The organism is Paenarthrobacter sp. NCHU4564, from assembly GCF_052156435.1.
GTDB lineage: Bacteria > Actinomycetota > Actinomycetes > Actinomycetales > Micrococcaceae > Arthrobacter.
This window is the reverse complement of the sequence record NZ_JBQLIS010000022.1, coordinates 15,419-38,219: the sequence shown is the minus strand read 5'-3', so window position 1 is coordinate 38,219 and position 22,801 is coordinate 15,419. Positions and strand designations below refer to the sequence as shown.

Below are 22,801 nucleotides of genomic sequence, written 5' to 3'. Positions count from 1 at the left end.
AAGGCCAATCCGTGGCCAAGCATCGAGCGATCCCTGCTCAGCAACAGTTATCGACACCGCACTATCGGACGTTAGGAGAATCCCCAATAAATTTTGTAAACCCGGCGCAGGCTTCACAACGCGTCGGTCGGGGCTGCTCTGGTGTCCACGTGGGCGGTCAATTCGTCGATCTGTTCCATCGCCCCACTCAACCGGCCCACCGTCTCCCACAGCCCAGGGTGCTCCGCACGTACTTCCTCCAGCGAGGTCCCACCCTTCGCCAGGGCAGCAAGGTCGAAGCTGACATTGGTCCGGGCTCCGGCAATCGCGGCCCTAAGGGCACCAAAGGCTACGACGACATCGGCGATCAACGCGGGATTCCCGTGCTCTGCCAGCCAGCCCAGGTCCCCAATAGCTGCGATGGCGTGGTCACCCAGCACTGCAGAAGCCTTGGCCGCTTCCACGGACGCCTGGCGGATGGCCTCCTCACGCTCCGGTCCTGGATCCAGGCGGAACGCCGCCCCGAAAGCCTTGGACGCCACCGCGTCCTCGTCCGCCAAACGAAGGGCAGTCTCCCGCAAGGTGCGTGCCCGTTCCAGCAGGTCTTCCCCGGCATTATCGGAGTACCCCGCAACCATGGACGTCAAGGAGGCTGCGATGCCGAGCATCACGCCGGTCCCGGCTCCACCGCCGGGTGAGCCGCTGGACTCTGCCAGGGCCCTGGTCCAAGCCTCCACAGAGGAGCGTTGCGTGGTGATCTCTTCGGAAACAGCCATGCAACCCAGTCTGCCATCAGGCTTACTCGCCACCCCCGCCTAGCACCCAACTGGGTCGCTTTTGTGCGCGTTTTGAGCGCTCAAAACGCGCACAAATGCGACCCAGTTGGGTGGGCGCGGGGGGAGGTTAGCCGCGCACGTCGAGCAGCAGCGGCCGGGAGGAACCCGGGGCGGGCGATACTGCAGCGAGGGCCGCGAGGTGCGTCCCGGCGTCGTGCTTCATCGCCGCCACCATGTCAAGGGCGTCGGCCTGCGCCTCCAGGACCTGCAGGGCGCGCGGCAGCAACCCGGCAGGCAGCGGTCCGGCATCAACGGGCGGCTCCCATGGAGGAGGGAAACCGCCGGAAACTGCCAAGGCGATGTCCGCTTCCAGCCTGTCCAGGATGTCAGGCCAGGAATCAGGCGACACCGAGCGCCGATCCGGAAGCAACCGGTCCCGCCGTCAGCTGCGCCGACGCCTCATGCCAGCCCTGCCGCAGCGGCTCCAGGAGCTCGATGCATTCCTTGGTCCGTTCCACGTCACGGTAGATGTTGGCACCGATGAGGGCCTGCATGGCGTACTCGTAGATGCCGGCAAGCGAAGCCGCCCCGTCCCACAGCTCCACCCGCAGGCTGGACTGCAGCTCGGCCACAATCGCCTGGGCGTGCAGCAGGTTCTCACGGGCAACGTCCCAGTTGGTGTTTTCCTGCGCCAACCTGGCACGCTTCAAGTCCAGCAGCAACCGGTCGTAGAGCATGGTGAGCAGGCGGGCGGGCGGCGCGGAGAGGACGGCGTCGTCGTTGTAGCGCGAGAGCTGCTGCGCTCGGAGTGCACTGTAGGTCATGGCTATTCTCCTGTGGACTGCTTCGGGAGGCTGGAAATCTGCCCGGACAACCAGGTGGACTGCGACTGGAGGCCGCCGAGCAGGACCTCCATGTTGGTATAGACAGCCTGGAGCGTGGCGCGGCGGGTTGCCAGGCGCTGGTCCCAGTCGGCGATCCGGGTGCCGAGGTCCCGGGCTTCGGATTCCCGGCCTTTGATGAGGCTGGAGATGGAACCGCTGTAGGGGTCGGCAGCGGCCGTCGCGGCTTCAGCCACGCGCCCGGCCAAAGCCTGCACCGCGGCTTGCGTGGCGGCCGGGTCCGCGGCCAGCGCCGCGGAGAACTTGGCGGAATCGAACGTGAAGTTTCCGTCCTTGGTGATGTTGATGCCGTATTCGGCCGGTGACTTCCCGTCAACCGGCCGCGACAGTGCCGCGAGGACCTGGTCGTTGACGGCGCGCACGCTGCTGTTGCCGGTCAGGATCCCTGCCTTGGGGACGGTCGCGCCGCTGGAGTTGGTGGTCTTGGACACCGCGCTGTACATGGCAACGAAGCTGAGGACATCGTTGACGGAGGTCACCAGGTCTCCGGCCTTCTTGGTGATGCCGGGAACGTCACTGGAGACGGTCACGGTCACCGGACCGGTGCTCACTGCCGACGCCGTCACGGAAACACCGGGCAGGATATCGGCAAAGGTGTTCGTCCCGGAGGTCAGCACCTGTTCGGCGGCCGTGCCCGCGTACAGCGTCGCATTGGCATCCTGCGCGGACTTCACGACGGCGGCAGCCGGGTCAGCCATGAGGTCCACCGCAGTGCCGCCCGCCACTTGGGCGGCCGTGCCCTGGTAGGCGGTAAAGGCTCCGGCGGCACCGGACGTGGTAGCCGTCAGCTGCAGGCGGTATGTGCCGTTGCCCGCCGGAACCTTCACCGCGTGGGCGCCACCGGACGCCGCGTTGATGGCCGAAACCACGTCATCCAAAGAAGTACCCGTGGGAGCTATCTCGGTCGTCTTGCCCGTGGAATCAACGATCGTCAGTCGTGCCGGGGCGCCGCCATCGGTGGGCCAGGAGGCCATGGCCGCAGTGACGTTTACCTGCGTCCGGGCCAGCTGCGTTACGGTCAGGTCGATCGATCCCGCAGTGGCCGCCGTCGTGGTTTTTGCCGTGACGGAGGGTTGACTGCTGGTGGCAGTGAACAGGTTCAGCGCGCCGGTGGTGGACCCTGCGACGGCAAGGTCCTTGAGCGCGGTGAGCTTGGTGTTGAGGGACTGCAGGGTGGAAATGACGGTCTGGTTGGAGGCCAGCTTGGTCTTGAGCTGGGTCTGCGGCAGTGCCTCGACCGACATCAGCGAGTTGATGATCGCGGTGGTGTTCAGGCCACTGGCGAGCCCGTCGATAGCGGTTGTCACAGGTTCTCCTTCCCGGTCCGGTCAATCCCTTGCCAGCGACGGCCGGCCAGGATGGGGCCTGGCCGGCCGTCTGTCCATGACGAGCCTTAGCGCAGGAGCGAAAGGACGCCCTGGCCGGACTGGTTGGCCTGTGCCAGCATGGCGGTACCTGCCTGGGACAGGATGTTCGCCTTGGTGTACTTGACCATTTCCGCGGCCATGTCCGTGTCGGCGATCCGGGACTGGGCAGCCTGCAGGTTTTCGCCGGCGACGTTCAGCGACTTGATGGCGTGGTCCAGGCGGTTCTGGCTTGCACCGAGGTCCGAGCGTTGGGTGGACACTGCCTTGATGGCTGTGTCGATCGCCGTGATCGTGGTCTGGGCGGTGGCGTTGTCCGTCACCACGAAGTCCGTTGAGCCGGTTGCCGAAGCCAGTGCGCCAACGGCGGTGGCGACATCACCGAGGTTGACGGAGATGACGTCGTTGGCCGAACCTGCGGTACCCACCTGGATGTTCTTGGCGCCGCCCTTGAGGAGGTCGATGCCGTTGAAGTTGGTGGATTCGGTGATGCGGTTCAGTTCCTTGCCGAGGGAGTCGGCTTCCTTCTTGATGGCCGCACGTGCGTCGGCGTTGTTCGTGTCGGAAGCACCCTGGACTGCGAGGTCGCGCATGCGCTGCAGAACGGAGTGGACTTCGGTGAGGGCACCTTCCGTGGTCTGGATGATGCTGATGCCGTCCTGGGCGTTGCGGGCGGCAACTGCCGAACCGCTCACCTGGGACTTGAGGCCCTCCGAGATGGCAAGGCCGGCCGCGTCGTCAGCCGCACGGTTGATGCGCAGGCCGCTGGAGAGCTTCTCCATCGACTTGGACAGGGTGTCCTGCGTGGCGTTCAAGCTGCGGTAAGCATTGTTTGCCATCAGGTTGTTGTTGATCTGCATGCCCATGATTTTTCCTCCGTGATCTGGACTTACTGTGTGGCGGCCCATCCGTGGGCCGTCACAGACCACAGTCGGCGGGCAGCAGAACGCCGTTAGCAAAATCCGCAAGAGCTTTTGGCCCACGGGGCCGCCTAACGCCTGGCCATCCGCGGCCGATAGCTAAGGGGGAGCTACCGGGGACGCACCCCGTCCCCCAAACCGTCCCCCACTCAGAACTGGAGTCGACCGCAGTGGCCATCCATGAACTGTCAGCCCTCCTGTGGCGCGAACGTGAGCTCCTGGATCTCCTGACATTCAAGCTCGAAGAAGAGCAACTGCTGCTGACGGCCGGCAAATCCCGTTGGTTGCCGCATGGCACCCGGGAAGTGGAGCAGGTCCTGGACCGGGTTTCAAAGGCCGGTCTTGCCCGGGCCGTGGAGATTGCAGCCGTGGCGGAACAATGGGGCCTGTCCCCGGACTGCTCATTGGCTGAACTGGCCGCTGCTGCCCCCGACCCTGCCTGGGCGGAGGTGCTGATGTCCCACCTGGGCGCCATGCGGCAGCAAACTGCCTCCATCAAGGAGCTCCGGGACGCCAACGAGCAGTTCCTGCGCGCAGCGGTCCGTTCCACCCAGGAAACGCTCGCCGATCTGAAACCCGCAGCCGGCACCTATGACTCCCACGGCCGCACGGGCGATTCCGCATCGGCCCACCTCGTCGACCGGAAACTCTGAGAGGCTACGCACAGTGAGCACATTCGGCGGACTCAACACTGCCTACCGGGGCCTCACCGCGGCCCAACAGGCCATCAACCTGGCCGGCCAGAACATCGCCAATTCCGCCACCCCCGGCTACACCCGCCAGCGGATCGAACAGTCAGCGATCGGAACTCCGCTGCCCGTGGGCCTGCATTCCAGCGTGGGCCAGGCGGGCCAGGGCGTCCGGGTGGACGGCATCGCGCGCCTGGGCAACAGCTTCCTCGACGCCGGCGTTCGCAACAGTGCTGCGGCCTCGGGATACGCCGGCCTGCGGTCAACGGAACTCCAGCGGCTTGAGGACTCGCTGCAGGAGCCTGGTGCGCACGGCATCTCGACGGCGTTGCACACCTTCTGGGCATCCTGGCAGGGAGTAGCGAACCACCCGGGCGAGTCCGCGCCGGCGTCGGTCCTGCTTGAAGCCGCCGCTACCGTGACGGAAACCGTCGCCGCAGGCTACAAGGCTTTGGACGCCCAGTGGAGCCGTATCCGGGGCGAAGCCGCTGCAACGGTGGTGGAACTCAACGCAGCAGCAGGACGGGTGGCGAGCCTCAACTCGCAGATCCGCTCGACCGTGGCTGCCGGAGGTTCGGCGAACGAGCTTATCGATGCCCGGAACCAGTTGACCGAATCCATTGCCTCCTTGGCCGGTGGCACGGTCCGCGAGAACCCCGACGGCACCGCGGACGTTTTCATCGGCGGCAACGCCTTGGTGTCCGGCACCTCGGTACGCCAGCTCCGCTTGGCCGGTCCCACGGGCATGGACGCGGCCACCACGCCGGTCCAGTTGGAGTGGGCAGACCGCCCGGGTGCCGCAGTAAACCTCGACGGCGGCAAGCTCGCCGGAGCTCTCTCGCTGCTGGCACCGGCCGCAGGCGATGGAACCGGAGGCGCGATCGCCCAGGCAGCGGCGTCGTACAACGCCTTCGCAACCCAGCTCCTGAACGAGGTCAATGCCATCCACAGGACCGGCCAGTCCAGTACCGGCGCGGGCAACCTCGACTTCTTCGCCAGCACGCCCGGCGTTCCCGTGGCCCTGTCACTCAGGGTGGTCCCAAGCAGCCCGACCGGGATTGCCACGGGCGCGGCAGGTGCGGGCGCACTCGATGGAAGCCTGGCCGACAGACTGTCCCAAATCGGCTCCTTGGCCGCATCGCCGGACGTTTTCTGGAGCGGAGTAGTGTCCGGAATCGGCATGGCCTCGCGCTCAGCACAACAGCATGCGCACCTTGCGGATGCGGCGGGAGTTGCCGCCGTCGGGCAGCGCAACTCCGGTGCCGGGGTCAGCCTGGACGAGGAAAACATCAGCCTCCTCGCCGGCCAGCACGCATTCCAGGCCGCTGCCAGGGTGATGACGGCCATCGATGAGGCCCTGGATGTCCTGATCAACCGCACCGGACTGGTAGGAAGGTAAGCCGTGCTCAACCGCGTCACCACCCACATGATGGCCGCTTCATCGCAGCGGAGCCTGCAGTCGGCGCAAACCCGGCTGGCCGAACTGCAGGACCGTGCGCTCACGCTCAAGAACATCAACCGCCCTTCCGACGATCCGGCAGGCGCCGCGCAGGCCATCGCCCTGCGGGGCCAGCTGAATGCGGCCAACCAATACGGCAGCAACATCAGCGACGGAAACGGCTGGCTTGCGGCTGCCGACACGGCCTTGGGACAGTCCACCAACATCCTCAACCGGGTGCGGGACTTGGTGGTCCAGGTGGCCAACGGCACCCTGAACGATTCCGCGAAGGAGGCGATCGCCGTCGAAATCGAAGGCCTGGGCAAGGACCTCCTGACCCAAGCCAACACCAGGTACCTGGGCCGGAACGTCTTCGCCGGCAGCGCGGACACGGACGGCGCCTTCACCAACGGCTCTCCCCCGGTATTCAACGGCACCGCCAACAGTTCGGTGGAACGCCGCGTTGACGCCTCGCGGACCGTGCGGGTGGATTCCGACGGCGGCGCGATCTTCGGCAGCGGCGCGAGCTCGGTCTTCACTGTGGTGGGCGACGTCGTCGCGGACATCCGGGCCGGCATCAACCCCAACGGGCGGTTGGCCGCGATCGGTGAGCGCATCCAGTCGGTCATCGACGGGCGGGCCGGCGTCGGGATGCGGCAGACACGCCTGGGGCAGGCACAGGATTCCCTGGAAGGGATGAAGGCTACGCTGGAAACCCAGAGGTCGCGGGTGGAAGACCTGGATTTGGGAAAGGCAGTCATGGATTTGAAGGTGCAGGAGACCAACTACCAAGTGGCCCTCGCAGTGACCGCCAAGGTCCTGCAGCCGACGCTCATGGACTTCCTGCGATGAGCACGGCACTGGCCTTCGAGTCGTTGACTTTTGCCGCGCCCATGCCCGGACTGGAGGCTGCCGGCGGGTTCTCCTTGCGCGGTATCCCGGGGGCCGTGGGCCTGTTTGCCCTGGAAGCGGAGGAGCCGCAGGTGCGCATGTTCCTTGCCGATGCCTCCGTGTATGTTCCGGATTACGCTCCCACCATCCCGGCATTCGCTCTGGAGTCCGTGGGACTCCCTGCAACCGGGGAAGGAACCCTTTTGGTGGTGGTGAACCCCTCGCCGGAGAAGACCACGGTGAACCTGATGGCTCCGCTCCTGCTGAACCCTGCCACGGGGGTGTGCCTCCAGGTCATTCTCGACGGCGGCCTGTACCCCTTGCGTGCGGAACTCGCCAGCTGATTTTCGCAACTGACTGGCATTAGCGGTTGTTCTGAGGCTTCAGAACAACCGCTAATGCCAGTCAGATGGATACCGATCAGACCTTCTCGCGGATGCGTTCGGTTGTCGGTTCGGTGACGTCAAATTCCCGACGCCGGCGGGCCAGGAACGTCCACAGCGTGCCTTCCGTGGGTGGACGCTTCCCGGCGGGCTGAACCGGAGTTTCCTCTGTGGTGTGCGTTTCGGGTTTGCGCGCGGAGTCCTTCTTCGTGCGCCTCTCGAAGTCCTCATAGTACGAGTAGCACATACCCAACCTCCTTAACTGGCTGCCCTTTAATCGTCCTCGCCCCGGCGTCACAAGTCGACCGTTATTTGCTGGGAACCGCCATCCTGGCCTGCTCCACGGCACGCCGGGTTTCTGCCATCATGAGGTCCGCGTTGATCACCGCACCGGCCATGTTTCCTGCGGCGGCCGCGGCCACCACCTGACCGGTCAGATCCGTGACGTTGCCGGCCACCCACACCCCGGGAACGGAAGTTGCACCGCCAAGGGCCGTACTTTCCACATGATGGCCAACGCCCATCGGATGTTCCGCAGGTTCGATGCCAAGCGACTCGAGCACCTGCGAACGGGCCTCCATGCGTGGACCGACTACCGCAGCTTCCACGGGAATGACCGTCCCGGATTCCAGGGCTACACCGGCCAAGGCGTCACCTGTTACCTCCAGGGACTTCACCTTTCCTTCCACCACGGCGATGGAACGGGCCGCGAGTTGTTCCCATTCCTCTTCCGTCGGCTCCACCAGGTCATTCAGGAACAGTGTGATGCTGGGGCTCCACTGCCGGAAGAGCAATGCCTGGTGCATGGAAAGGGGTCCTGTTCCAAGGATCCCGATGGAGGCGTTCCTTACCTCCCAGCCGTGGCAGTACGGGCAATGAATCACGTCTTTGCCCCAGCGTTCCTGGATTCCTTCGATCCCGGGGAGGACGTCGCTCAGCCCGGTGGCCACCAACAATCGCCGCGCTCCAACCACCTGCCCACCGTCGAGATCCACCTCAAAGGCGGGGTCCGTGCCCAGGCCAGGCTCCGCCGTCGAACGTGCCGCCACGGCCGTGCCGGCCAGCACTTCGCCGCCATACTTGCGGACCTCGTCCCGTCCCACAGCCAGCAGTTCCCGGGGGCTCATGCCGTCCCTCGAGAGGAATCCGTGCACCCCTTCCGCCGGCGCATTCCGCGGCTCACCGGCATCAATAACGAGCACCGAGCGCAAGGCCCTGGCCAGCGTGACGGCTGCACTTAACCCAGCTGCGCCACCACCCACTATTACGACGTCGTACTGCTTTTCCATGTTTCCCTTCCTTCCCTTCGTATCCAATGCTTCCGCGGCAGCATGCATACCGGCAAGATAGTTTGCTGCTATGGCAAAATGTGAGCATGGATTCCGATGTCAACAAGCTCCTCCATTCCGTCGGCCCGCGCCTGCGAACCCTCCGCACCCAAAAGAACCTGACCCTCGCTGAAGCCTCGGAAGCCACCGGCATCTCCGTCAGTACGCTCTCCAGGCTTGAGTCCGGCCAGCGGAAGCCCACCCTTGAACTGCTGCTGCCCATTGCCCGGCTCCACCAGGTGCCGCTCGAAGAACTCATCGACGCGCCGGAAACAGGCGATCCACGGATCCATTTGAAGCCGCACGTCCACGAATGGGGAACGGCACTGCCCCTGACCAAGCGGCCGGGCGGCATCCAGGCCTTCAAGATGGTCCTTCCAGGCTCCACCGGCAAAGAAATCCCCAATCCCCAATCCCACGAGGGGTACGACTGGATGTACATCCTCAACGGCAAGCTGCGGCTGATCCTCGGGGACAACGACTTCATCCTCAAAGCAGGCGAAGCCGCCGAGTTCGACACCCGCACCCCGCACTGGTTCGCCAGCGCCGGCAAGGAGCCGGTGGAACTCCTGACCCTGTTCGGCCAGCAGGGCGAGCGCATGCACGTAAGGGCCAGACCCAAACGCTGATCCCACACCCCCACCCCCGCGAGATGGCATTTGATGACAGTCCCGCCGCCCCACATTGTCATCAAATGCCACTTCGCGACGGGTCATAAACGAACGGCATTCATTTCACCCCTTGCGCTCCGGCGTGACTGCCGCCATACTAAATGAACGCTATTCATTTAGTGACAGTCGTCTCACCGGAGTACATGCCATCATGATTGAAATTACCCGCCTCGAAGCCCCCACTTCCCTGGCACGCACCGAACCGTCCACCCGCACCCCCTTGCGGGTCGGCGTCGTCCAGCACCAGTGGCACGCTGACGAAGCCGTCCTGCGCGCGGAACTGAACGAGGGCATCGAGCGTGCGGCCAAGCTCGGCGCAACGGTTGTCTTCCTGCCGGAATTGACGCTCTCCCGCTACCCCGCAGACACGCGGCCCGAGAACAAGCCCGACGCCGGTGTCCGCCCCTCGGACATCGCCGAGGACCTGCTCACAGGTCCCACGTTCACCTTCGCCTCCGAGGCCGCCCGCAAGTTCGGCGTCTCAGTCCACGCTTCCCTGTACCAGCGTGCAGAGAACCCGGACGGCACCGATGACGGCCTGGGCCTCAACACCGCCATCCTGGTCTCCCCTGCCGGCGAACTCGTCGCCCGCACGCACAAGCTCCATATCCCCGTCACTGCCGGCTACTACGAGGACAAGTTCTTCCGCCAGGGCCCGGACGCCGACGACGCTTACGCCGTCCACGCGCCGGCCGAACTCGGTGGCGCACGCCTGGGCATGCCCACTTGTTGGGATGAATGGTTCCCCGAGCTCGCCCGCATGTACTCCCTGGGCGGCGCCGAAATCCTGGTCTACCCCACGGCCATCGGTTCCGAACCGGACCACCCGGACTTCGATACGCAGCCGCTGTGGCAGCAGGTCATCGTGGGCAACGGCATCGCCAACGGTCTCTTCATGATCGCCCCCAACCGCCACGGCAGTGAGGGAACACTGAACTTCTACGGCTCCTCGTTCATCTCCGACCCCTACGGCCGTGTCCTGGTCCAGGCTCCGCGCGACGAGTCCGCCGTGCTGGTGGCAGACCTGGATCTCGACCAGCGCAAGGACTGGCTGACCCTGTTCCCGTTCCTCGCCACCCGCCGCCCGGAAACCTACGCCCGCCTCACCGAGCCCGTGAACCCGGACGCTCCATTGGGCGCCAGCCCCGCATCAAGCCAGCAGCCACAGGCGGTTTCGGCGTGAGCGCCTGGCGCATGCCGTCCGAGACGGCGCCCCAGGACCGCGTCTGGATGGCCTTCCCCACGGGCGGCTACACCTTGGGCGACACGGAGGAAGAAGCGCACGCTGCCCGCACCACCTGGGCCGCCGTCGCGAACGCCATCCTCGAGTTCGAGCCGGTCACCATGGTGGTATCCCCCGACGACGTCGATACAGCCGCGCGCTACCTTGACCCCCGCGTCGAGGTACTGACGGCGGAGCTCAACGACGCCTGGATGCGCGACATCGGCCCGTCGTTCGTGCTTGACGCCACCAACCAGCTCGGCGCCGTGGACTGGATCTTCAACGGCTGGGGAGGACAGGACTGGGCCGCTTGGGACAAGGACTCCCTCATCGCGGAGTTCGTGAGCGGCAAGGCCAAGGCACAGCACGTCCCCTCGGGGATCGTCAACGAGGGCGGCGGCATCCAGGTGGACGGCGAAGGCACCGTCCTGGTCACGGAAACAGTGCAGCTGGACCAGGGCCGCAACCCGGGCCTGACCAAGGCCGACATTGAGCAGGAGCTGGCCCGCACCATCGGAGCAACCCACGTTGTGTGGCTCCCCCGCGGTTTGACCCGTGACTCGGAAAAGTACGGCACGCGCGGCCACGTGGACATTGTTGCGGCGATCCCCAGCCCGGGCACCCTGTTGGTCCACTCCCAGCAGAACCCCGAGCATCCGGACCACAAGGTCTCCCGCGAAATCATCGACTTCCTGCGTACCACCCACGACGCAGCAGGCCGGGAATGGAACATCATCGAAGTTCCGGCCCCGGAAACACTGACCGACGACGAGGGGTATGTGGATTACAGCTACATCAACCACCTCGTGGTCAACGGCGGGGTCATCGCCTGCAGCTTCAATGACCCCATGGACGAGAAAGCACTCCGCATTCTCGCCGATGCCTACCCCGGCCGACGCGTGGTCAGTGTTGACGCGCGCGAACTCTTCGCGCGGGGCGGCGGCATCCACTGCATCACGCAGCAGCAGCCTACGGCCATCTAGAAAGGGCCCTCATGAGCCAGACAATCCACCGCGGCGGCAGTGAAGCCGCATCGTCGCATGACATCAGCGGCAAGGGACTGAAGACGGGGCAGTTGGGGCTCCTCGCCGTCGTCGTTCTTGGCATCTCCACCATTGCACCCGCCTACACGCTGACCGGGGCCCTGGGTCCCACCATCAGCACTGTCGGTCTACAGCTTCCGGCAATCTTCCTCATCGGGTTCATTCCGATGATCCTGGTGTCCTTGGCTTACCGGGAACTCAACTCCGATTCCCCGGACAGCGGCACCACGTTCACCTGGGTCACCAAAGCGTTCGGTCCCTGGGTGGGCTGGATGGGTGGCTGGGGCCTGCTCGCTGCCAACATCATCGTCCTGTCCAACCTGGCAGGCGTGGCAGTGGACTTCTTCTACCTGTTCCTGTCCCAGCTCGCGGGCAATCCGGAGATCGCCGACCTCGCCTCCAACAAACTCCTCAACGTGGTGACGTGCCTGGTGTTCGTTGCCTTGGCCGTGTGGGTCAGCTACCGGGGCCTGCACACCACCAAGATCGTCCAGTACGGACTGGTTGGCTTCCAGCTGGTGGCCCTTGGCCTGTTCGTGGTCATGGCCTTCGCCAACTGGTCTTCCTCCCCCACCGCCATTCCCTTCAGCTGGGACTGGTTCGATGTCACCAAGGTGGAAACATTCGGCCAGATCGCGGCGGGAATCTCCTTGTCGATCTTCGTCTACTGGGGCTGGGACGTGTGCCTCACCGTCAATGAGGAAACTGCCAACGGCAAGAAAACCGCAGGCCTCGCCGGCACACTGACTGCCGTGGCCGTCCTGGGCATCTACCTGCTGGTCACCATCGCCACGATGATGTTTGCCGGCGTCGGCGATTCCGGGGTGGGCCTGAACAACGAGGAAAACCATGCCAACATCTTCACTGCGCTCGCTTCGCCGGTGATGGGCCCGTTCGCCATCCTGATGTCGCTTGCCGTGCTGTCCAGCTCGGCTGCTTCGCTGCAGTCCACTTTCACGTCACCGTCGCGGAGCCTCCTGGCGATGTCGCACTACGGCGCCCTGCCGGAGCGCTACAGCCGGATGAGCAGGAAATTCTCGACGCCGGGCTACGCCACCATCGCGGCAGGCGTCCTGTCCGCGGGCTTCTACGCGGTGATGCACGTGATCAGCGAAAACGTCCTGAACGACACCATCCTGGCCCTGGGCCTAATGATCTGCTTCTACTACGGACTCACCGCGATTGCCTGCGTATGGTATTTCCGCAACAGCCTGTTCTCCAGCGTACGCAACGTGGTCCTGCGGTTCCTGTGCCCGTTGCTGGGCGGTGTTGGCCTCTTCGTGGTGTTCATCCAGACCGCCGTGGACAGTTGGGCGCCGGAGTTCGGCAGCGGTTCGGAGATCTTCGGCGTGGGTCTGGTGTTCGTACTCGGCGTGGGCATCCTTGCACTGGGTGTGGTGGTCATGCTGGTCATGTCACGCCTCAGGCCCGGATTCTTCCGGGGCGAAACCATCCGCAAGGACACCCCCGCGCTGGTGGTCCCGGAGTAGCCCCTGGAACCACGGTTTCGCTGGAAAGCTGCCGGTTCGTACGGAAGATTCCGTACGAACCGGCAGCTTTCCCGTTGTTTGGCGGTGTCACCGATAAGGGAGGCCTACCAGCGGTGTGCCACGTCCACCACCAGGCGCGAACCGCCGCCGGGTCCGTCCAGGATGAAGACCCGGAACGGAAGGCGGGCACGGACCCCCAGCCCGATGCTGGTCTGTCCCTCGAAGCTTCCCGCGTAGACCACTTGCCGGAACGTTTGGTATCCGGAAACGTTGGACAGCTCAGCCTTGGCCGCAGGTGCATAGCTAAGGTTTCCGTACTGGTCGTAGGACGGAGCCGTCACCACCACCTGCAGGTCCGCGTCCCCCGCCACGGGAATTTGGAACCCGGAGCCGTCCTGGGTCACTACGGGAACGTAGTGCACTGAATAACCGGCCACTTTGCCGGCAAGATCGACCACCATGCGGTCGTAGCAGGGCTGCTGGCCCGTACGGACATTGGTGACGTGCGCGGAACTCATGTCGGGATCGGCCTTGGCCAGCGAACCCCACGTAATTCCGCAATAGGGTGACGCAGCCGCCGGCCCCGCTCCCATCAGTCCGGGTACGGCAGCCACTGCCAGTGCCGCCAGACCCGCACCTAACTTCCTCATTTTTTGCCCCCTTCAAGGCGGGATGGATACCTCCAGATTAGGAGCGGATCCGCCGCTTTGTTCCGTCCGTGTCCTCTTCGGCGCATAACCGTTAGGGGGGGCTTATCGCCGGTCACGGGCAGGTTATGCAAGGCGCCATTTTCTGGCTTTCAGGACACTTTCAGCGGGGCTGCGTGCATACTGCCGTAACCGAAGATAACGACACCGCGGCGTTATAAAACCGGCGCAGATATGCGAAAACCCCGCCAAGCTGTTTCTTCGCTTGTCGGGGTCCACGAGGTTTGTGCTGCAGGCGGTTCAGCCTTCGCAGTCCTTGCAGTACTTCAGGCCATTCTTTTCCAGCGCAACCTGTGAGCGGTGGCGGACCAGGAAACAGGAAGAACACGTAAATTCGTCGGACTGCTCCGGGACCACAACAACGGTCAGTTCTTCATTGGAAAGATCGGCTCCCGGAAGGTCAATGCCTTCGGCAGTGTCGTTGTCGTCGACGTCGATGACCGCGGTCTGGGCAGCGGCACCACGCGACGCCTGAAGGGCCTCAAGCGATTCAGCGGGAGACTCTTCTTCTGTCTTGCGCGGAGCGTCGTAATCAGTAGCCATTGAGGGTTCGCTTTCGTTGCTGCACAGTGCCGATCCGGCACCTCAGTGCAGCAGTTTAGGGCATAGTTCCCGCTATCAACTAATAGTGTGCCCAACGCGACACCCGGCCACCTTTTACCTTGTGCCTACAAGGAAGGACGCGTGTTTTCCGCGTGCGACTGAATGGAATGAGCGGCAGCTACGGTCACCCCGCTCAGTGCCGGCAACCACGCCAAATCACTGCACCCCGATCCCGCCCCGCGCCCATCCTGCCCAGCGCATTCCAGTACGTAGGCGGCCTCGATCCATCGGGCGATGGCCGAGCCGATTCTTCTGCATCCGGCAGCTAATGAAGTAGTCATGACGGGAAACTACCGGGCCGTGATTCGCCGGGGATTTCCAGTGCGTCACCGTCTTGTAAATTACTCCTGCAATGCCTGCTGGACGATGTACTCCGCGATCGCCATCGACGAAGTAGCCCCCGGAGACGGCGCATTCCGAACCAGAACCATGTTCCGGCGTCGGGCAATGACAAAATCATCCACCAGCGTGCCGTCAGCATTCATTGCCTGGGCGCGGACGCCCCGGGTTCCGGGCCGCACTGTAGCCCCTTCCAGGGCCGGCACAAAGCGCACGGCTTCCCTGACGAATTTCCTGCGGCTCACCACCGTGCTGAACTCGCGGACCGCAGAGGGAATGTTCTGGCGGGCGAAATTCCAGAAACCAGGGAAGGCGGCGTAATTCATGACGTCGCGCGGGTTAATGTCCTGCCATGAATAGGATTCACGGCCAAAGGAGATGAATGCGTTGGGACCAAGCATCATTTCGCCATCGATCCTTTTGGTCAGGTGCACGCCAAGGAAAGGGTGCCTGGGGTCCGGCACAGGGTAGATCAGCCCTTTGACCGATTCGCGTGCTTCCTGGCCCAGCAGGAAGTATTGCCCGAAGAACGGAACGATGCGTGGTGCAGCAGGTTCCCCTGTGGCCGCGGCGAGGCGGTCGGACTGCAGGCCCGCGCACGCCACCACCAGGTCGTAGTGGTCACGTCCGTCGCGGGTGCCCACCACCACACCCTGCGCGTGCTGCTCCAGCGAGGTCACTTCCTGCCCCAAGCGGATATCCCCGCCGGCGGCGCGGACATCATCGGCGAGCGCGGCGGTGATGGCCGCGTAGTCCACAATGGCGGTTTCCGGTGAGTGCAGTGCGGACAGCCCGACGGCGTTCGGCTCCACCTCGCGTATCTGCCCGCCGGTCAGCATCCGTGCACCGGGGACCCCGTTGGCCTGCGCCCGGATGAAGATCTTGTCCAGCCGGGCTGATTCTTCCGGGGTCTGGGCGATGACGAGCTTGCCGCACGCCTCATAGGGCAGGCCCCGGTCGGCGCAGAACTCCTGGAGCAAGTGGACACCCCTGCGGCACAGTGTTGCCTTCAGCCCGCCGGGCTCATAGTAGAGGCCTGCGTGCACCACTCCCGAGTTGTGGCCGGTCTGGTGGGCCGCAAGGCGGTCTTCCTTTTCATACACCGTCACTTGGACTTCAGGGAGCTTCCTGGTCAGTTCCCGCGCTACGGCCACCCCGATGATGCCCCCGCCAATAACTGCGCAGCGCTTGATGGTGCTGGTCATGTCACTCCTGGTCGGGGAAGGTGTCCGAAGCTTTCAGCATGCCATGGCTCCGTCCGTGCAGGACGCAACCCGGGCCTGGCGGGTACGCAAAAGGGGCGGCACACCAGGTGCCGCCCCTTGATGGCGTCAGGAACCGGATTCCCTAGGCGGTGGGAACGTCAAAGCGCTGGCCGGCCGGGTTGGACGGCAGGAGCGCGAAGACGAGGATGGCAAGACCGCCGACGAACGGGATGAGGCCCAGCAGCGCAAGCCAGCCGCTGAAGTTGCCGTCGTGGAGGCGGCGGACCAACAGGGCGATGGAGGGAACCAGCACCGCCAAGTAGAACACCAGCAGGAGGATGAGGCCAACGGTTGCACCGGGGCCGGGAGTCGCGGTGCCGTTGGCGGAAACAGTAGCGCCGGCGCTGCCAAGCAGGCCGGTCAGGAGCTGGAGAACGAAGCCGATGACGCCCAGGGCAAGGGCAACCCACCAGTACTCGCTGCGGCTCGCACGGCCGGTAAAGGTGGCGTACTTCTTGAAGAAACGCTGGATGGCTGCACCGATCGGCGCGCCGTAGTAAGGAGCCCAAAGCGGCGGCTCGCCGCCCTGTGCTGCGTAAGGCTGGGTCTGCTGCGGTTGCTGCGGATAGCTCATTGGTAGATCCCCCGAACTTAAAGTGTGAATGATGCGTACTCGGTGACGAGTCGTTGATCATCGTAGTGCCCCGGCGGCAATTTAGGCAGTTCGATGGACAAAATTAACCGCGATTTAGCCGATTGACGGAATGTTTCCTGCCGTGAAAAAGGTCACGAACCTGCGTTTTTGGGATAGGCGGCCATCATCAGTCCGGAGACGATCCAGATGCTTCCCATGGCGATGACCAGCCCGGCACCGCCCAGTCCGGCCGCCGAGGCAGCCAGAGCTGCACCGGCTGCCGAAGCACTTGCCCGGAACCCGGCGCTGACCGTGAAGATCTGCGACTTCAACGGCGCCGGGCTGTGCTGGTTGCGCAGGAACAGCATGGCCGCGGCGGTCGGCGCCGTGAAGACGCCTGACAGTCCGATCAGGATGACCGCCCACACCATGCCCAGGTCAATGGCAGCCATGACCGTCAGTCCACCAGTGGCCAGGAATCCTGCCAGCATGACCCAGTGGGGCTGCCGGCGGGTCGGGCGCGCCGTCTCGTAGAGTGCGCCGGCAAGGCTGCCGACAGCAAATGACGTCACGACCGCCGCGCCCTCGGCCGGGGAGCCGATCCGTTCGATCGACAAGGCGATCGCGGCCACCGCCAGTCCGCCCTGCCCCAACTGGGTGAACGTTGACGATGCTGTCACCACCGCCAAAGGGCGATGCCCGAAGATCCTGCGCAATCCCGAGGTGATGGCCTGCCAGGGTGAGCCGGCACTGCGACCGTGCGGACGCAGCTTCAAGATCCCCACGGCCAGGGCTCCAGCCACAGCGGCCAGCGCCAACACCGCCAGCGCCGCCCGGGCGGGAAGGAAAGCAGCGATCGCCGCAACCAGGGCCGGCCCCGCTACGGCCGAAACGTTGTAGGACAGGGCGTCGTAGGCGAAAGCCCGCCTCCCATCGGCGATGGCACCTGCCACAAAACTGGACAAGCCACCCAGGTAGAACGGCGACACAGCGCCTGCCACTACCAGCAGCACAAAGACCAGCGGCAAGGGCACCTGTCCCAGGAACGCCGCGGCAACGAACGAGCCAGCCGTCAGCAGCCCGGCGCCAGCGATCAGCGCCCCCGGCCGGGCCGCGCGGTCCAGCGCCGTACCCGCCAAAGGGGCCGCCAGAACGCTTGGTCCCAGCGATGCTGCTACCAGGAGACCCCCGACGGCGACATCCCCCACCTGCTCGACGGCCGCGAGGGGCAGGGCTACTGCGGCTCCCGCGCTTGCCATTCGTGGCGGAACGGAAGCTGCGAGGTATCCGGGCGCGCCCATATGCAGATGATGCCCCTTGTCAGGTTTGTGGGAATGAGTCTTCCCTGCACCATAGCCCACGGTCTTCCCGTGGCTGGGCGATGACGTTCAGCGGCGTCATGGGAACCTTATCGTGGCCGGTTCGGCGGGATATCTCTGAAAGAATGCAAAGGTTGGTCGTTACTTACTATCTGGGGTTGTCATGGGTCCGCTGAGCGCCGAAGTACAGATTCCACGCCTGGCCGCTGCGGAGATCGGGAATGATGCGAGCCTCCTGCTCGGCAAGGTCCATGCAGGCGTTTTGTCCCTCAACAAGCGTGTCCTGAGCGATTTCAGGCTGAGGGAACGCTCTTTCGCTGTGCTGACCCTCGCCTGCAGCGGACTTGAAGCGACGCAACGTGAGCTTGCCGAATTCCTGAGCCTTGATATGAACCAGGTGGCCGGGCTGATCGATGACCTGGAACACCGCGGCCTGGTGGAGCGCGTTCCGGGGCAACGGAACAGACGGTCCCGGGCCATCGTCTCCACGGCCGAGGGGCGCCGTATCCACACCAAACTGCGGGCAGAGCTGCAGGCCTGCGAGCAGCAGCAGCTCGCCCACCTGAGCGACGAAGAGACTGAGCAACTCAAAGTTCTCCTCCGAAAGGCGCTCTGGGGTTAGCTCCTCGGTGCCGTGGACATCTGCACAACCAAACCCGCGATCGATATGCATCTGTCCATATCAGAGGCTTTTGAGTTATGCAAGGATCAAAGTTCATCTCCTGTCGAGCGTTTACGGGTCTGCTGAGGCAATCCGTACTAACCGGAATGGACCAATGAATCTCCCGCTTTTCCACGACCCCCTGCAGGGCACCGTCACCGTCGACGCCCCCGTACGTGATCCCAGGATCGGACGCGACGCCGCGTTCAGCCGGAACGCGCAGTCCCGCAGCACGCAACCACGCCCCACCACCACAAGGGCCCCGCGCACGGAGCACAGAACGCCCGTTCCGACGCGCAGCGCCCGCCAGCGCAAGGTCGCCGAAGACCTCCAGGCGCTCATGGCACGGACCGCGAACAGCCACTAGCATCCCACCATGGGCATCCACATCGGCACGTCGGGTTGGAGTTACGACCACTGGAACGGCGTGCTCTACCCGCCGGGCCTCCCCACGGCCAAGCGGTTGGATGCCTACGTCGCCAGGTTCAGCACCGTTGAGCTGAACGCGAGCTTCTACCGATGGCCACGGGATACCACCTTCGCCGGCTGGCGCAACCGCCTGCCCGCCGGCTTCGCCATGTCCGTCAAAGCGCCTCGCGGCCTGTCGCACGGCAAGAAGCTTTACGCTCCGGAGGTCTGGTTGGAGCGGATCAGCCGCTGCTGGCACGAACTGGGCGACAAGCGGGCGGTCCTTCTGGTCCAGCTCCCGCCGGACTTTGCCCGTGACGACGCCCGGCTCGACTACTTCCTGGGAGCCATTCCCCAGTGGATCAGGGTCTCGGTGGAGTTCAGGCATGACAGCTGGGACCACCCCGATGTCTACTCGATCCTGGAGCGCCATCAGACTGCCTACTGCGTCATGAGCGGAGCAAACCTGCCCTGCATCCTGCGGGCAACGGCTCCGTTCGTGTACGTCAGGCTGCACGGCCCGGACCGGCAGCACCTCTACGGCGGCTCCTATCCGGACGAGGACCTGCAGTGGTGGGCGGACCGGATCCGCGAGTGGAGCGGCTCAGGCAGGGATGTGTACGCGTACTTCAATAACGACGGCGGCGGGAACGCCGTGCGGAATGCGGACACGCTGCGGGCACTGCTCGGCGCCAATTGACGTGCCGCGGCACTGCTCGCCGCAGCTGTAACCGGGTGTCGCTTTATGCCGGTTTCAGGAGGCCGTGTTCCTCCACAGCGCTACGGGACAGCGTCTTGTAACCCTCTTGCTCGAACAGCACCGTGATGACGTCGTCTTCGTGCCGCATGACCAGCCCGGGGCCCCATTCCTTGTGGATAACCGTGGACTGCAGCGGGAAAGGCTCCTGGACTCCCGAGTCGTCGGACACTGCGGCGGCTTCGGCAGGAGCCTCGGCGCAGATGTCACAGTTGCCACATGGCTCCGGCAGGTCCTCGCCGAAGTAGCCCAGGAGGAATTGCCGCCTGCACGCGTCCGTTTCGGCGTAGGCGCGCATCATGGTCAGGCGGGACTGGTCGATGCGCTGCCTGGCCTCGGCCTTCTCCACGGCCCGCGAGACAAGGGTGGGAAGCTTGGCCTGCGATGCCAGCCGGACGCCCCGCTTTACGGTAGCAACAGCACCTGCGTCCTCCAGCTGATTGACCAGTGCCGTCACACGGCGGGCGGGATAGTCGGTGAGTTCCGAGACGGCACCTTTGGGAACCGCTGAGTCCGAAGACTTCAGGACCTTGAGGACAGCATGCAGGGCATCGGGGTCGGGGGTATGTGTCCCAAAGAACTTCCTGAGACCCAGGTCTTCCTCGCGGTAGTGGAGTACCGCCACAGCATCGGCGCCGTCACGGCCGGCCCTGCCAATCTCCTGGTAGTAGGCATCCAGCGACTCGGGGATGTCCGCGTGGACCACGAACCGCACGTTGGGCTTATCAATGCCCATGCCGAATGCCGTGGTGGCAACCACGACGTCCAAAGTGTCGTCCAGGAACTCTTCATGGATGCGCTCCCTGTCAGAGGCGGAGCGACCGGCGTGATAGGCCTCGGCCCTGAGTCCGTCCTCGACGAGTTCCGCCGCGTATTTCTCCGTGTCCTTGCGCGTTGCGGCGTACAGCAGTCCATGGCCTGACTGCGCCAGTTCGGCCACCTGCCGGTGGACGGCCTTGCGCTTGTCCTTGTCCGTCTGGTGCCGCATCACGTCCAGGCCGATGTTGGGCCGGTCGAAGCCACGCACCAGCAGCAGCGGGTCTTCCATGCCCAAACGCTCCACGATTTCATCCCGGACAGGCGGGGAAGCCGTGGCTGTGAGGGCGGCCACCGGCGGGTTGCCCAGGTTACGGCGTACGTTTCCAAGTTCCAGGTAGTCCGGCCGGAAGTCGTGGCCCCATGATGAAACGCAGTGGGCCTCATCCACGACCAACATGGTGATGTCCAGCCGGGCGATCCGTTCCACGGTTTCCTGTTTGGCCAGTTGTTCAGGTGCCAGGAACAGGAAGGCCGCCTTGCCCGATTCCACGGCATGCCAGGCAGCCTCCACTTCGGCGTCGCTGCGGGAAGAGTTGACGGCGACGGCGGCCGACTCACCCAGCTGCCCGGCCAGCCCGTCCAACTGGTCCTCCTGCAGGGCAATGAGCGGTGAAACAACGACGGCGGGCCGCCCCGTTTGGAGGTGGAGGTACCGGGCTGCCACCTGGTAAGTGGCAGATTTCCCGTAGCCGGTGGGCATGACTGCGAGGACATCACGACCGGAGGCGAGCGCATTCATGGCGGCAAGCTGGCCGTCGCGCAAATCAGGCAAAGCGAAGGTCGACGCCGCGAGGGCACGCAGCTCTTGATCGAGGGACATTGGTATGCGGCTCCACACGGTGGGTGTTGCGGCCGCTTGCTTCAGCCGAGGTAACCAGCCTAGCGCGCGGCGCCGTCCGCCGTCGCCATCGCCCGAAACATCTGTGGACAACTGTTCTTTCCCGTCGCGGGCCACAGTCCATGGCGCCGCCCGAAGGGTGGCGGTAGCTTTGGACTACTCCTCGTTCCCGGCAGGTGAGGCACCGCTGATGAATGATCTGTCTACGTCATTGCTCCTGATCGCCGCGCTGGCCATCGCCGCCCCCTTGGCTGCCCGCTCGCTGGACCGCTGGCTACGGATTCCCATCATTGTGTTCGAGATCCTGATGGGCATGCTGCTTGGCCCAAGCCTCCTGGGGTGGATTCAGTCCTCGTCGTTCACGGATACGCTGGCGGATTTCGGCCTGGCAATGCTGTTTTTCGTGGCCGGGAACGAGATCGACTTCGCGGCCATCCGCGGGCGTCCCGCCTACCGCGCAACAGCTGGGTGGCTGATCTCGTTGGCCCTTGGAGTTGGCGCCGGATTCCTGCTCGCGCCTGGTTTCGAGGCCGCCGTGATCATTGGTGTGGCACTGTCCTCAACTGCCCTGGGGACGTTGATGCCGATTCTTCGTGACGCCGGTGAAGCGAGGACTCCGCTGGGCACCGCGGTCACCGCCCTGGGTGCGGTGGGAGAATTCGGCCCCTTGATCGCGGTCTCGCTGTTTTTCAGCGGCCGGGAGGTGGGCCCTGCGACCCTGGTGCTGCTGGGCTTCGTGCTTCTGACGGGGCTGGCAATCTTCCTGGCTTCACGGTCGCAGCACACCTTCCTTCACTTCCAGGTGACCAGCACGCTGCACACGAGTGGCCAGTTTGCCGTGCGTTCGATCATGTTCATCCTGACTGCCCTGGTGGTGCTCAGCATGGTGCTGGGCCTCGACATGCTGCTGGGCGCTTTTGCGGCGGGCGTCCTGTGGCAGGTGGTGATGGCCCGCGCCCCGGAGGCCGACCGCCAAGTGATTGAGACCAAGATCGATGCCGTGGCGTTCGGTTTCCTAGTCCCGGTCTTCTTCATCGATACGGGCATTGATTTCGACCTTAAGGCCCTTGTTGCCAGCCCCCTGACCCTGGCGACGGTTCCGCTGTTCCTGCTCCTGCTGCTGCTCGCCAGGGGCGTGCCGTCGCTGCTGGCTGCACCGCGCAGGTCGTCGTTTGCGGATAAGCGCGCGGTGGCGCTCTTTGCTGCCACAGGCTTGCCCATCATCGTCGCCGTCACCGGTATCGGCAAGGACGAAGGGCTGATTTCCAGTGGTACCGCTGCTGCCATGATTGGTGCGGGAATGCTGTCGGTGCTGCTCTTCCCGCTTTTGGCCCTGCACGGGCGCAAGGCAACGCCGGTGGATCCGGCCGCCGGGTTGGCAACCCACCCTCCCCATGCTTAGGCTGGAATGGTAA

Annotated in this window: 25 protein-coding genes; 12 read left to right on the top strand and 13 right to left on the bottom strand. The window is 64.6% G+C overall.

Going from position 1 to position 22,801, the window contains the following annotated elements; genetic code table 11:
• Positions 1–113 precede the first annotated feature (113 nt).
• The 5 genes from ACSVIE_RS18120 to ACSVIE_RS18100 form a co-directional block, all read right to left on the bottom strand.
• The gene (locus ACSVIE_RS18120) at positions 114–755 is read right to left on the bottom strand and encodes a cyclodeaminase/cyclohydrolase family protein (RefSeq protein ID WP_442424737.1); all 642 of its coding nucleotides are present in this window, start codon (positions 753–755) and stop codon (positions 114–116) included.
• A gap of 127 nt (positions 756–882) precedes the next feature.
• A complete protein-coding gene (locus tag ACSVIE_RS18115; protein WP_442424736.1) occupies positions 883–1,164 on the bottom strand; it encodes a hypothetical protein in 282 nt (93 codons plus the stop codon).
• The gene (gene fliS / locus ACSVIE_RS18110) at positions 1,154–1,579 is read right to left on the bottom strand and encodes a flagellar export chaperone FliS (RefSeq protein WP_442424735.1); all 426 of its coding nucleotides are present in this window, start codon (positions 1,577–1,579) and stop codon (positions 1,154–1,156) included. Before fliS ends, ACSVIE_RS18115 begins: the two co-directional genes overlap by 11 nt.
• A gap of 2 nt (positions 1,580–1,581) precedes the next feature.
• Positions 1,582–2,964 carry a flagellar filament capping protein FliD gene (gene fliD, locus ACSVIE_RS18105; protein ID WP_442424734.1) on the bottom strand — a complete coding sequence of 461 codons (1,383 nt, stop codon included), beginning with the start codon at positions 2,962–2,964 and terminating at the stop codon, positions 1,582–1,584.
• An 86-nt stretch (positions 2,965–3,050) separates the two neighbouring features.
• Positions 3,051–3,887 carry a flagellin N-terminal helical domain-containing protein gene (locus tag ACSVIE_RS18100; RefSeq protein ID WP_426006115.1) on the bottom strand — a complete coding sequence of 279 codons (837 nt, stop codon included), beginning with the start codon at positions 3,885–3,887 and terminating at the stop codon, positions 3,051–3,053.
• Positions 3,888–4,111: 224 nt separating this feature from the next.
• Between ACSVIE_RS18100 and ACSVIE_RS18095 the strand changes: the two genes are divergently transcribed.
• From ACSVIE_RS18095 to ACSVIE_RS18080, 4 genes are read left to right on the top strand one after another with little or no spacing between them, the layout of a single operon-like run.
• Positions 4,112–4,594, top strand: coding sequence for a flagellar protein FlgN (locus ACSVIE_RS18095; RefSeq protein ID WP_426006114.1), 483 nt, complete (start codon positions 4,112–4,114; stop codon positions 4,592–4,594).
• Between the two features lie 13 nt (positions 4,595–4,607).
• Positions 4,608–6,029, top strand: coding sequence for a flagellar hook-associated protein FlgK (gene flgK / locus ACSVIE_RS18090; RefSeq protein ID WP_442424733.1), 1,422 nt, complete (start codon positions 4,608–4,610; stop codon positions 6,027–6,029).
• A 3-nt stretch (positions 6,030–6,032) separates the two neighbouring features.
• Positions 6,033–6,920: a flagellar hook-associated protein FlgL gene (flgL, locus tag ACSVIE_RS18085; protein WP_442424732.1), complete on the top strand. Its 888-nt coding sequence runs from the start codon at positions 6,033–6,035 to the stop codon at positions 6,918–6,920.
• A complete protein-coding gene (locus tag ACSVIE_RS18080) occupies positions 6,917–7,303 on the top strand; it encodes a flagellar assembly protein FliW (RefSeq protein ID WP_442424731.1) in 387 nt (128 codons plus the stop codon). Before flgL ends, ACSVIE_RS18080 begins: the two co-directional genes overlap by 4 nt.
• A 76-nt stretch (positions 7,304–7,379) precedes the next feature.
• On the opposite strand, the gene ACSVIE_RS18075 is transcribed toward ACSVIE_RS18080, so the two are convergent.
• Both ACSVIE_RS18075 and ACSVIE_RS18070 read right to left on the bottom strand, forming a co-directional pair.
• On the bottom strand, positions 7,380–7,589 hold the full coding sequence (locus ACSVIE_RS18075) for a hypothetical protein (protein WP_426006110.1): 210 nt from the start codon (positions 7,587–7,589) through the stop codon (positions 7,380–7,382).
• A gap of 61 nt (positions 7,590–7,650) precedes the next feature.
• Entirely contained in the window at positions 7,651–8,631 is a 981-nt protein-coding gene (locus ACSVIE_RS18070) for an NAD(P)/FAD-dependent oxidoreductase (RefSeq protein WP_442424730.1), read from the bottom strand.
• Between the two features lie 86 nt (positions 8,632–8,717).
• On the opposite strand from ACSVIE_RS18070, the gene ACSVIE_RS18065 reads away from it, so the two are divergent.
• The 4 genes from ACSVIE_RS18065 (at position 8,718) to ACSVIE_RS18050 (ending at position 13,096) form a co-directional block, all read left to right on the top strand.
• The gene (locus tag ACSVIE_RS18065; RefSeq protein WP_442424729.1) at positions 8,718–9,299 is read left to right on the top strand and encodes a helix-turn-helix domain-containing protein; all 582 of its coding nucleotides are present in this window, start codon (positions 8,718–8,720) and stop codon (positions 9,297–9,299) included.
• 193 nt (positions 9,300–9,492) lie between these two features.
• Positions 9,493–10,524 (top strand): nitrilase-related carbon-nitrogen hydrolase, encoded by a 1,032-nt coding sequence (locus ACSVIE_RS18060; protein ID WP_442424728.1) that lies wholly within the window; start codon positions 9,493–9,495, stop codon positions 10,522–10,524.
• Positions 10,521–11,546 carry an agmatine deiminase family protein gene (locus ACSVIE_RS18055; protein ID WP_442424727.1) on the top strand — a complete coding sequence of 342 codons (1,026 nt, stop codon included), beginning with the start codon at positions 10,521–10,523 and terminating at the stop codon, positions 11,544–11,546. Before ACSVIE_RS18060 ends, ACSVIE_RS18055 begins: the two co-directional genes overlap by 4 nt.
• An 11-nt stretch (positions 11,547–11,557) precedes the next feature.
• The gene (locus ACSVIE_RS18050) at positions 11,558–13,096 is read left to right on the top strand and encodes an APC family permease (RefSeq protein ID WP_442424726.1); all 1,539 of its coding nucleotides are present in this window, start codon (positions 11,558–11,560) and stop codon (positions 13,094–13,096) included.
• 104 nt (positions 13,097–13,200) lie between these two features.
• Here ACSVIE_RS18050 and ACSVIE_RS18045 read toward each other — a convergent pair whose 3' ends face one another.
• The 5 genes from ACSVIE_RS18045 to ACSVIE_RS18025 all read right to left on the bottom strand — a co-directional run bounded on the left by ACSVIE_RS18045 (position 13,201) and on the right by ACSVIE_RS18025 (position 17,885).
• Positions 13,201–13,746 (bottom strand): AMIN-like domain-containing (lipo)protein, encoded by a 546-nt coding sequence (locus tag ACSVIE_RS18045; RefSeq protein WP_426006104.1) that lies wholly within the window; start codon positions 13,744–13,746, stop codon positions 13,201–13,203.
• 297 nt (positions 13,747–14,043) lie between these two features.
• The gene (locus ACSVIE_RS18040; protein ID WP_426006103.1) at positions 14,044–14,346 is read right to left on the bottom strand and encodes a DUF4193 domain-containing protein; all 303 of its coding nucleotides are present in this window, start codon (positions 14,344–14,346) and stop codon (positions 14,044–14,046) included.
• A gap of 401 nt (positions 14,347–14,747) precedes the next feature.
• Positions 14,748–15,950 (bottom strand): L-2-hydroxyglutarate oxidase, encoded by a 1,203-nt coding sequence (lhgO, locus tag ACSVIE_RS18035; protein WP_442424725.1) that lies wholly within the window; start codon positions 15,948–15,950, stop codon positions 14,748–14,750.
• A gap of 142 nt (positions 15,951–16,092) precedes the next feature.
• Positions 16,093–16,584: a DUF805 domain-containing protein gene (locus ACSVIE_RS18030; protein WP_426006101.1), complete on the bottom strand. Its 492-nt coding sequence runs from the start codon at positions 16,582–16,584 to the stop codon at positions 16,093–16,095.
• A gap of 152 nt (positions 16,585–16,736) precedes the next feature.
• Positions 16,737–17,885, bottom strand: a complete 1,149-nt coding sequence (locus tag ACSVIE_RS18025) for an MFS transporter (RefSeq protein ID WP_442424724.1) — start codon at positions 17,883–17,885, stop codon at positions 16,737–16,739.
• Positions 17,886–18,066: 181 nt separating this feature from the next.
• On the opposite strand from ACSVIE_RS18025, the gene ACSVIE_RS18020 reads away from it, so the two are divergent.
• The 3 genes from ACSVIE_RS18020 (at position 18,067) to ACSVIE_RS18010 (ending at position 19,672) form a co-directional block, all read left to right on the top strand.
• Positions 18,067–18,525, top strand: a complete 459-nt coding sequence (locus ACSVIE_RS18020; protein ID WP_426006099.1) for a MarR family winged helix-turn-helix transcriptional regulator — start codon at positions 18,067–18,069, stop codon at positions 18,523–18,525.
• Between the two features lie 154 nt (positions 18,526–18,679).
• A complete protein-coding gene (locus ACSVIE_RS18015) occupies positions 18,680–18,931 on the top strand; it encodes a hypothetical protein (protein WP_426006098.1) in 252 nt (83 codons plus the stop codon).
• Between the two features lie 9 nt (positions 18,932–18,940).
• Positions 18,941–19,672, top strand: a complete 732-nt coding sequence (locus ACSVIE_RS18010) for a DUF72 domain-containing protein (RefSeq protein ID WP_426006097.1) — start codon at positions 18,941–18,943, stop codon at positions 19,670–19,672.
• Positions 19,673–19,715: 43 nt separating this feature from the next.
• Here the strand turns inward: ACSVIE_RS18010 and ACSVIE_RS18005 are convergent, their stop codons facing one another.
• Positions 19,716–21,368, bottom strand: a complete 1,653-nt coding sequence (locus ACSVIE_RS18005; RefSeq protein ID WP_426006096.1) for a RecQ family ATP-dependent DNA helicase — start codon at positions 21,366–21,368, stop codon at positions 19,716–19,718.
• Positions 21,369–21,576: 208 nt separating this feature from the next.
• On the opposite strand from ACSVIE_RS18005, the gene ACSVIE_RS18000 reads away from it, so the two are divergent.
• Positions 21,577–22,788: a cation:proton antiporter gene (locus tag ACSVIE_RS18000; RefSeq protein ID WP_442424723.1), complete on the top strand. Its 1,212-nt coding sequence runs from the start codon at positions 21,577–21,579 to the stop codon at positions 22,786–22,788.
• Positions 22,789–22,801: the final 13 nt, after the last annotated feature.

Bases quoted from the DNA above. Each gene is read 5' to 3' on its own strand.
- ACSVIE_RS18020 (WP_426006099.1), top strand. From the start codon at position 18,067: ATGGGTCCGCTGAGCGCCGAAGTACAGATTCCACGCCTGGCCGCTGCG.
- ACSVIE_RS18065 (WP_442424729.1), top strand. From the start codon at position 8,718: ATGGATTCCGATGTCAACAAGCTCCTCCATTCCGTCGGCCCGCGCCTG.
- ACSVIE_RS18100 (WP_426006115.1), bottom strand. From the start codon at position 3,887: ATGGGCATGCAGATCAACAACAACCTGATGGCAAACAATGCTTACCGC.
- ACSVIE_RS18120 (WP_442424737.1), bottom strand. From the start codon at position 755: ATGGCTGTTTCCGAAGAGATCACCACGCAACGCTCCTCTGTGGAGGCT.
- ACSVIE_RS18000 (WP_442424723.1), top strand. From the start codon at position 21,577: ATGAATGATCTGTCTACGTCATTGCTCCTGATCGCCGCGCTGGCCATC.
- ACSVIE_RS18010 (WP_426006097.1), top strand. From the start codon at position 18,941: ATGGGCATCCACATCGGCACGTCGGGTTGGAGTTACGACCACTGGAAC.
- ACSVIE_RS18050 (WP_442424726.1), top strand. From the start codon at position 11,558: ATGAGCCAGACAATCCACCGCGGCGGCAGTGAAGCCGCATCGTCGCAT.
- fliS (WP_442424735.1), bottom strand. From the start codon at position 1,579: ATGACCTACAGTGCACTCCGAGCGCAGCAGCTCTCGCGCTACAACGAC.
- ACSVIE_RS18025 (WP_442424724.1), bottom strand. From the start codon at position 17,885: ATGGGCGCGCCCGGATACCTCGCAGCTTCCGTTCCGCCACGAATGGCA.
- ACSVIE_RS18070 (WP_442424730.1), bottom strand. From the start codon at position 8,631: ATGGAAAAGCAGTACGACGTCGTAATAGTGGGTGGTGGCGCAGCTGGG.
- ACSVIE_RS18045 (WP_426006104.1), bottom strand. From the start codon at position 13,746: ATGAGGAAGTTAGGTGCGGGTCTGGCGGCACTGGCAGTGGCTGCCGTA.
- ACSVIE_RS18015 (WP_426006098.1), top strand. From the start codon at position 18,680: ATGAATCTCCCGCTTTTCCACGACCCCCTGCAGGGCACCGTCACCGTC.
- ACSVIE_RS18005 (WP_426006096.1), bottom strand. From the start codon at position 21,368: ATGTCCCTCGATCAAGAGCTGCGTGCCCTCGCGGCGTCGACCTTCGCT.
- ACSVIE_RS18080 (WP_442424731.1), top strand. From the start codon at position 6,917: ATGAGCACGGCACTGGCCTTCGAGTCGTTGACTTTTGCCGCGCCCATG.
- ACSVIE_RS18030 (WP_426006101.1), bottom strand. From the start codon at position 16,584: ATGAGCTATCCGCAGCAACCGCAGCAGACCCAGCCTTACGCAGCACAG.
- ACSVIE_RS18060 (WP_442424728.1), top strand. From the start codon at position 9,493: ATGATTGAAATTACCCGCCTCGAAGCCCCCACTTCCCTGGCACGCACC.
- ACSVIE_RS18075 (WP_426006110.1), bottom strand. From the start codon at position 7,589: ATGTGCTACTCGTACTATGAGGACTTCGAGAGGCGCACGAAGAAGGAC.
- lhgO (WP_442424725.1), bottom strand. From the start codon at position 15,950: ATGACCAGCACCATCAAGCGCTGCGCAGTTATTGGCGGGGGCATCATC.
- ACSVIE_RS18040 (WP_426006103.1), bottom strand. From the start codon at position 14,346: ATGGCTACTGATTACGACGCTCCGCGCAAGACAGAAGAAGAGTCTCCC.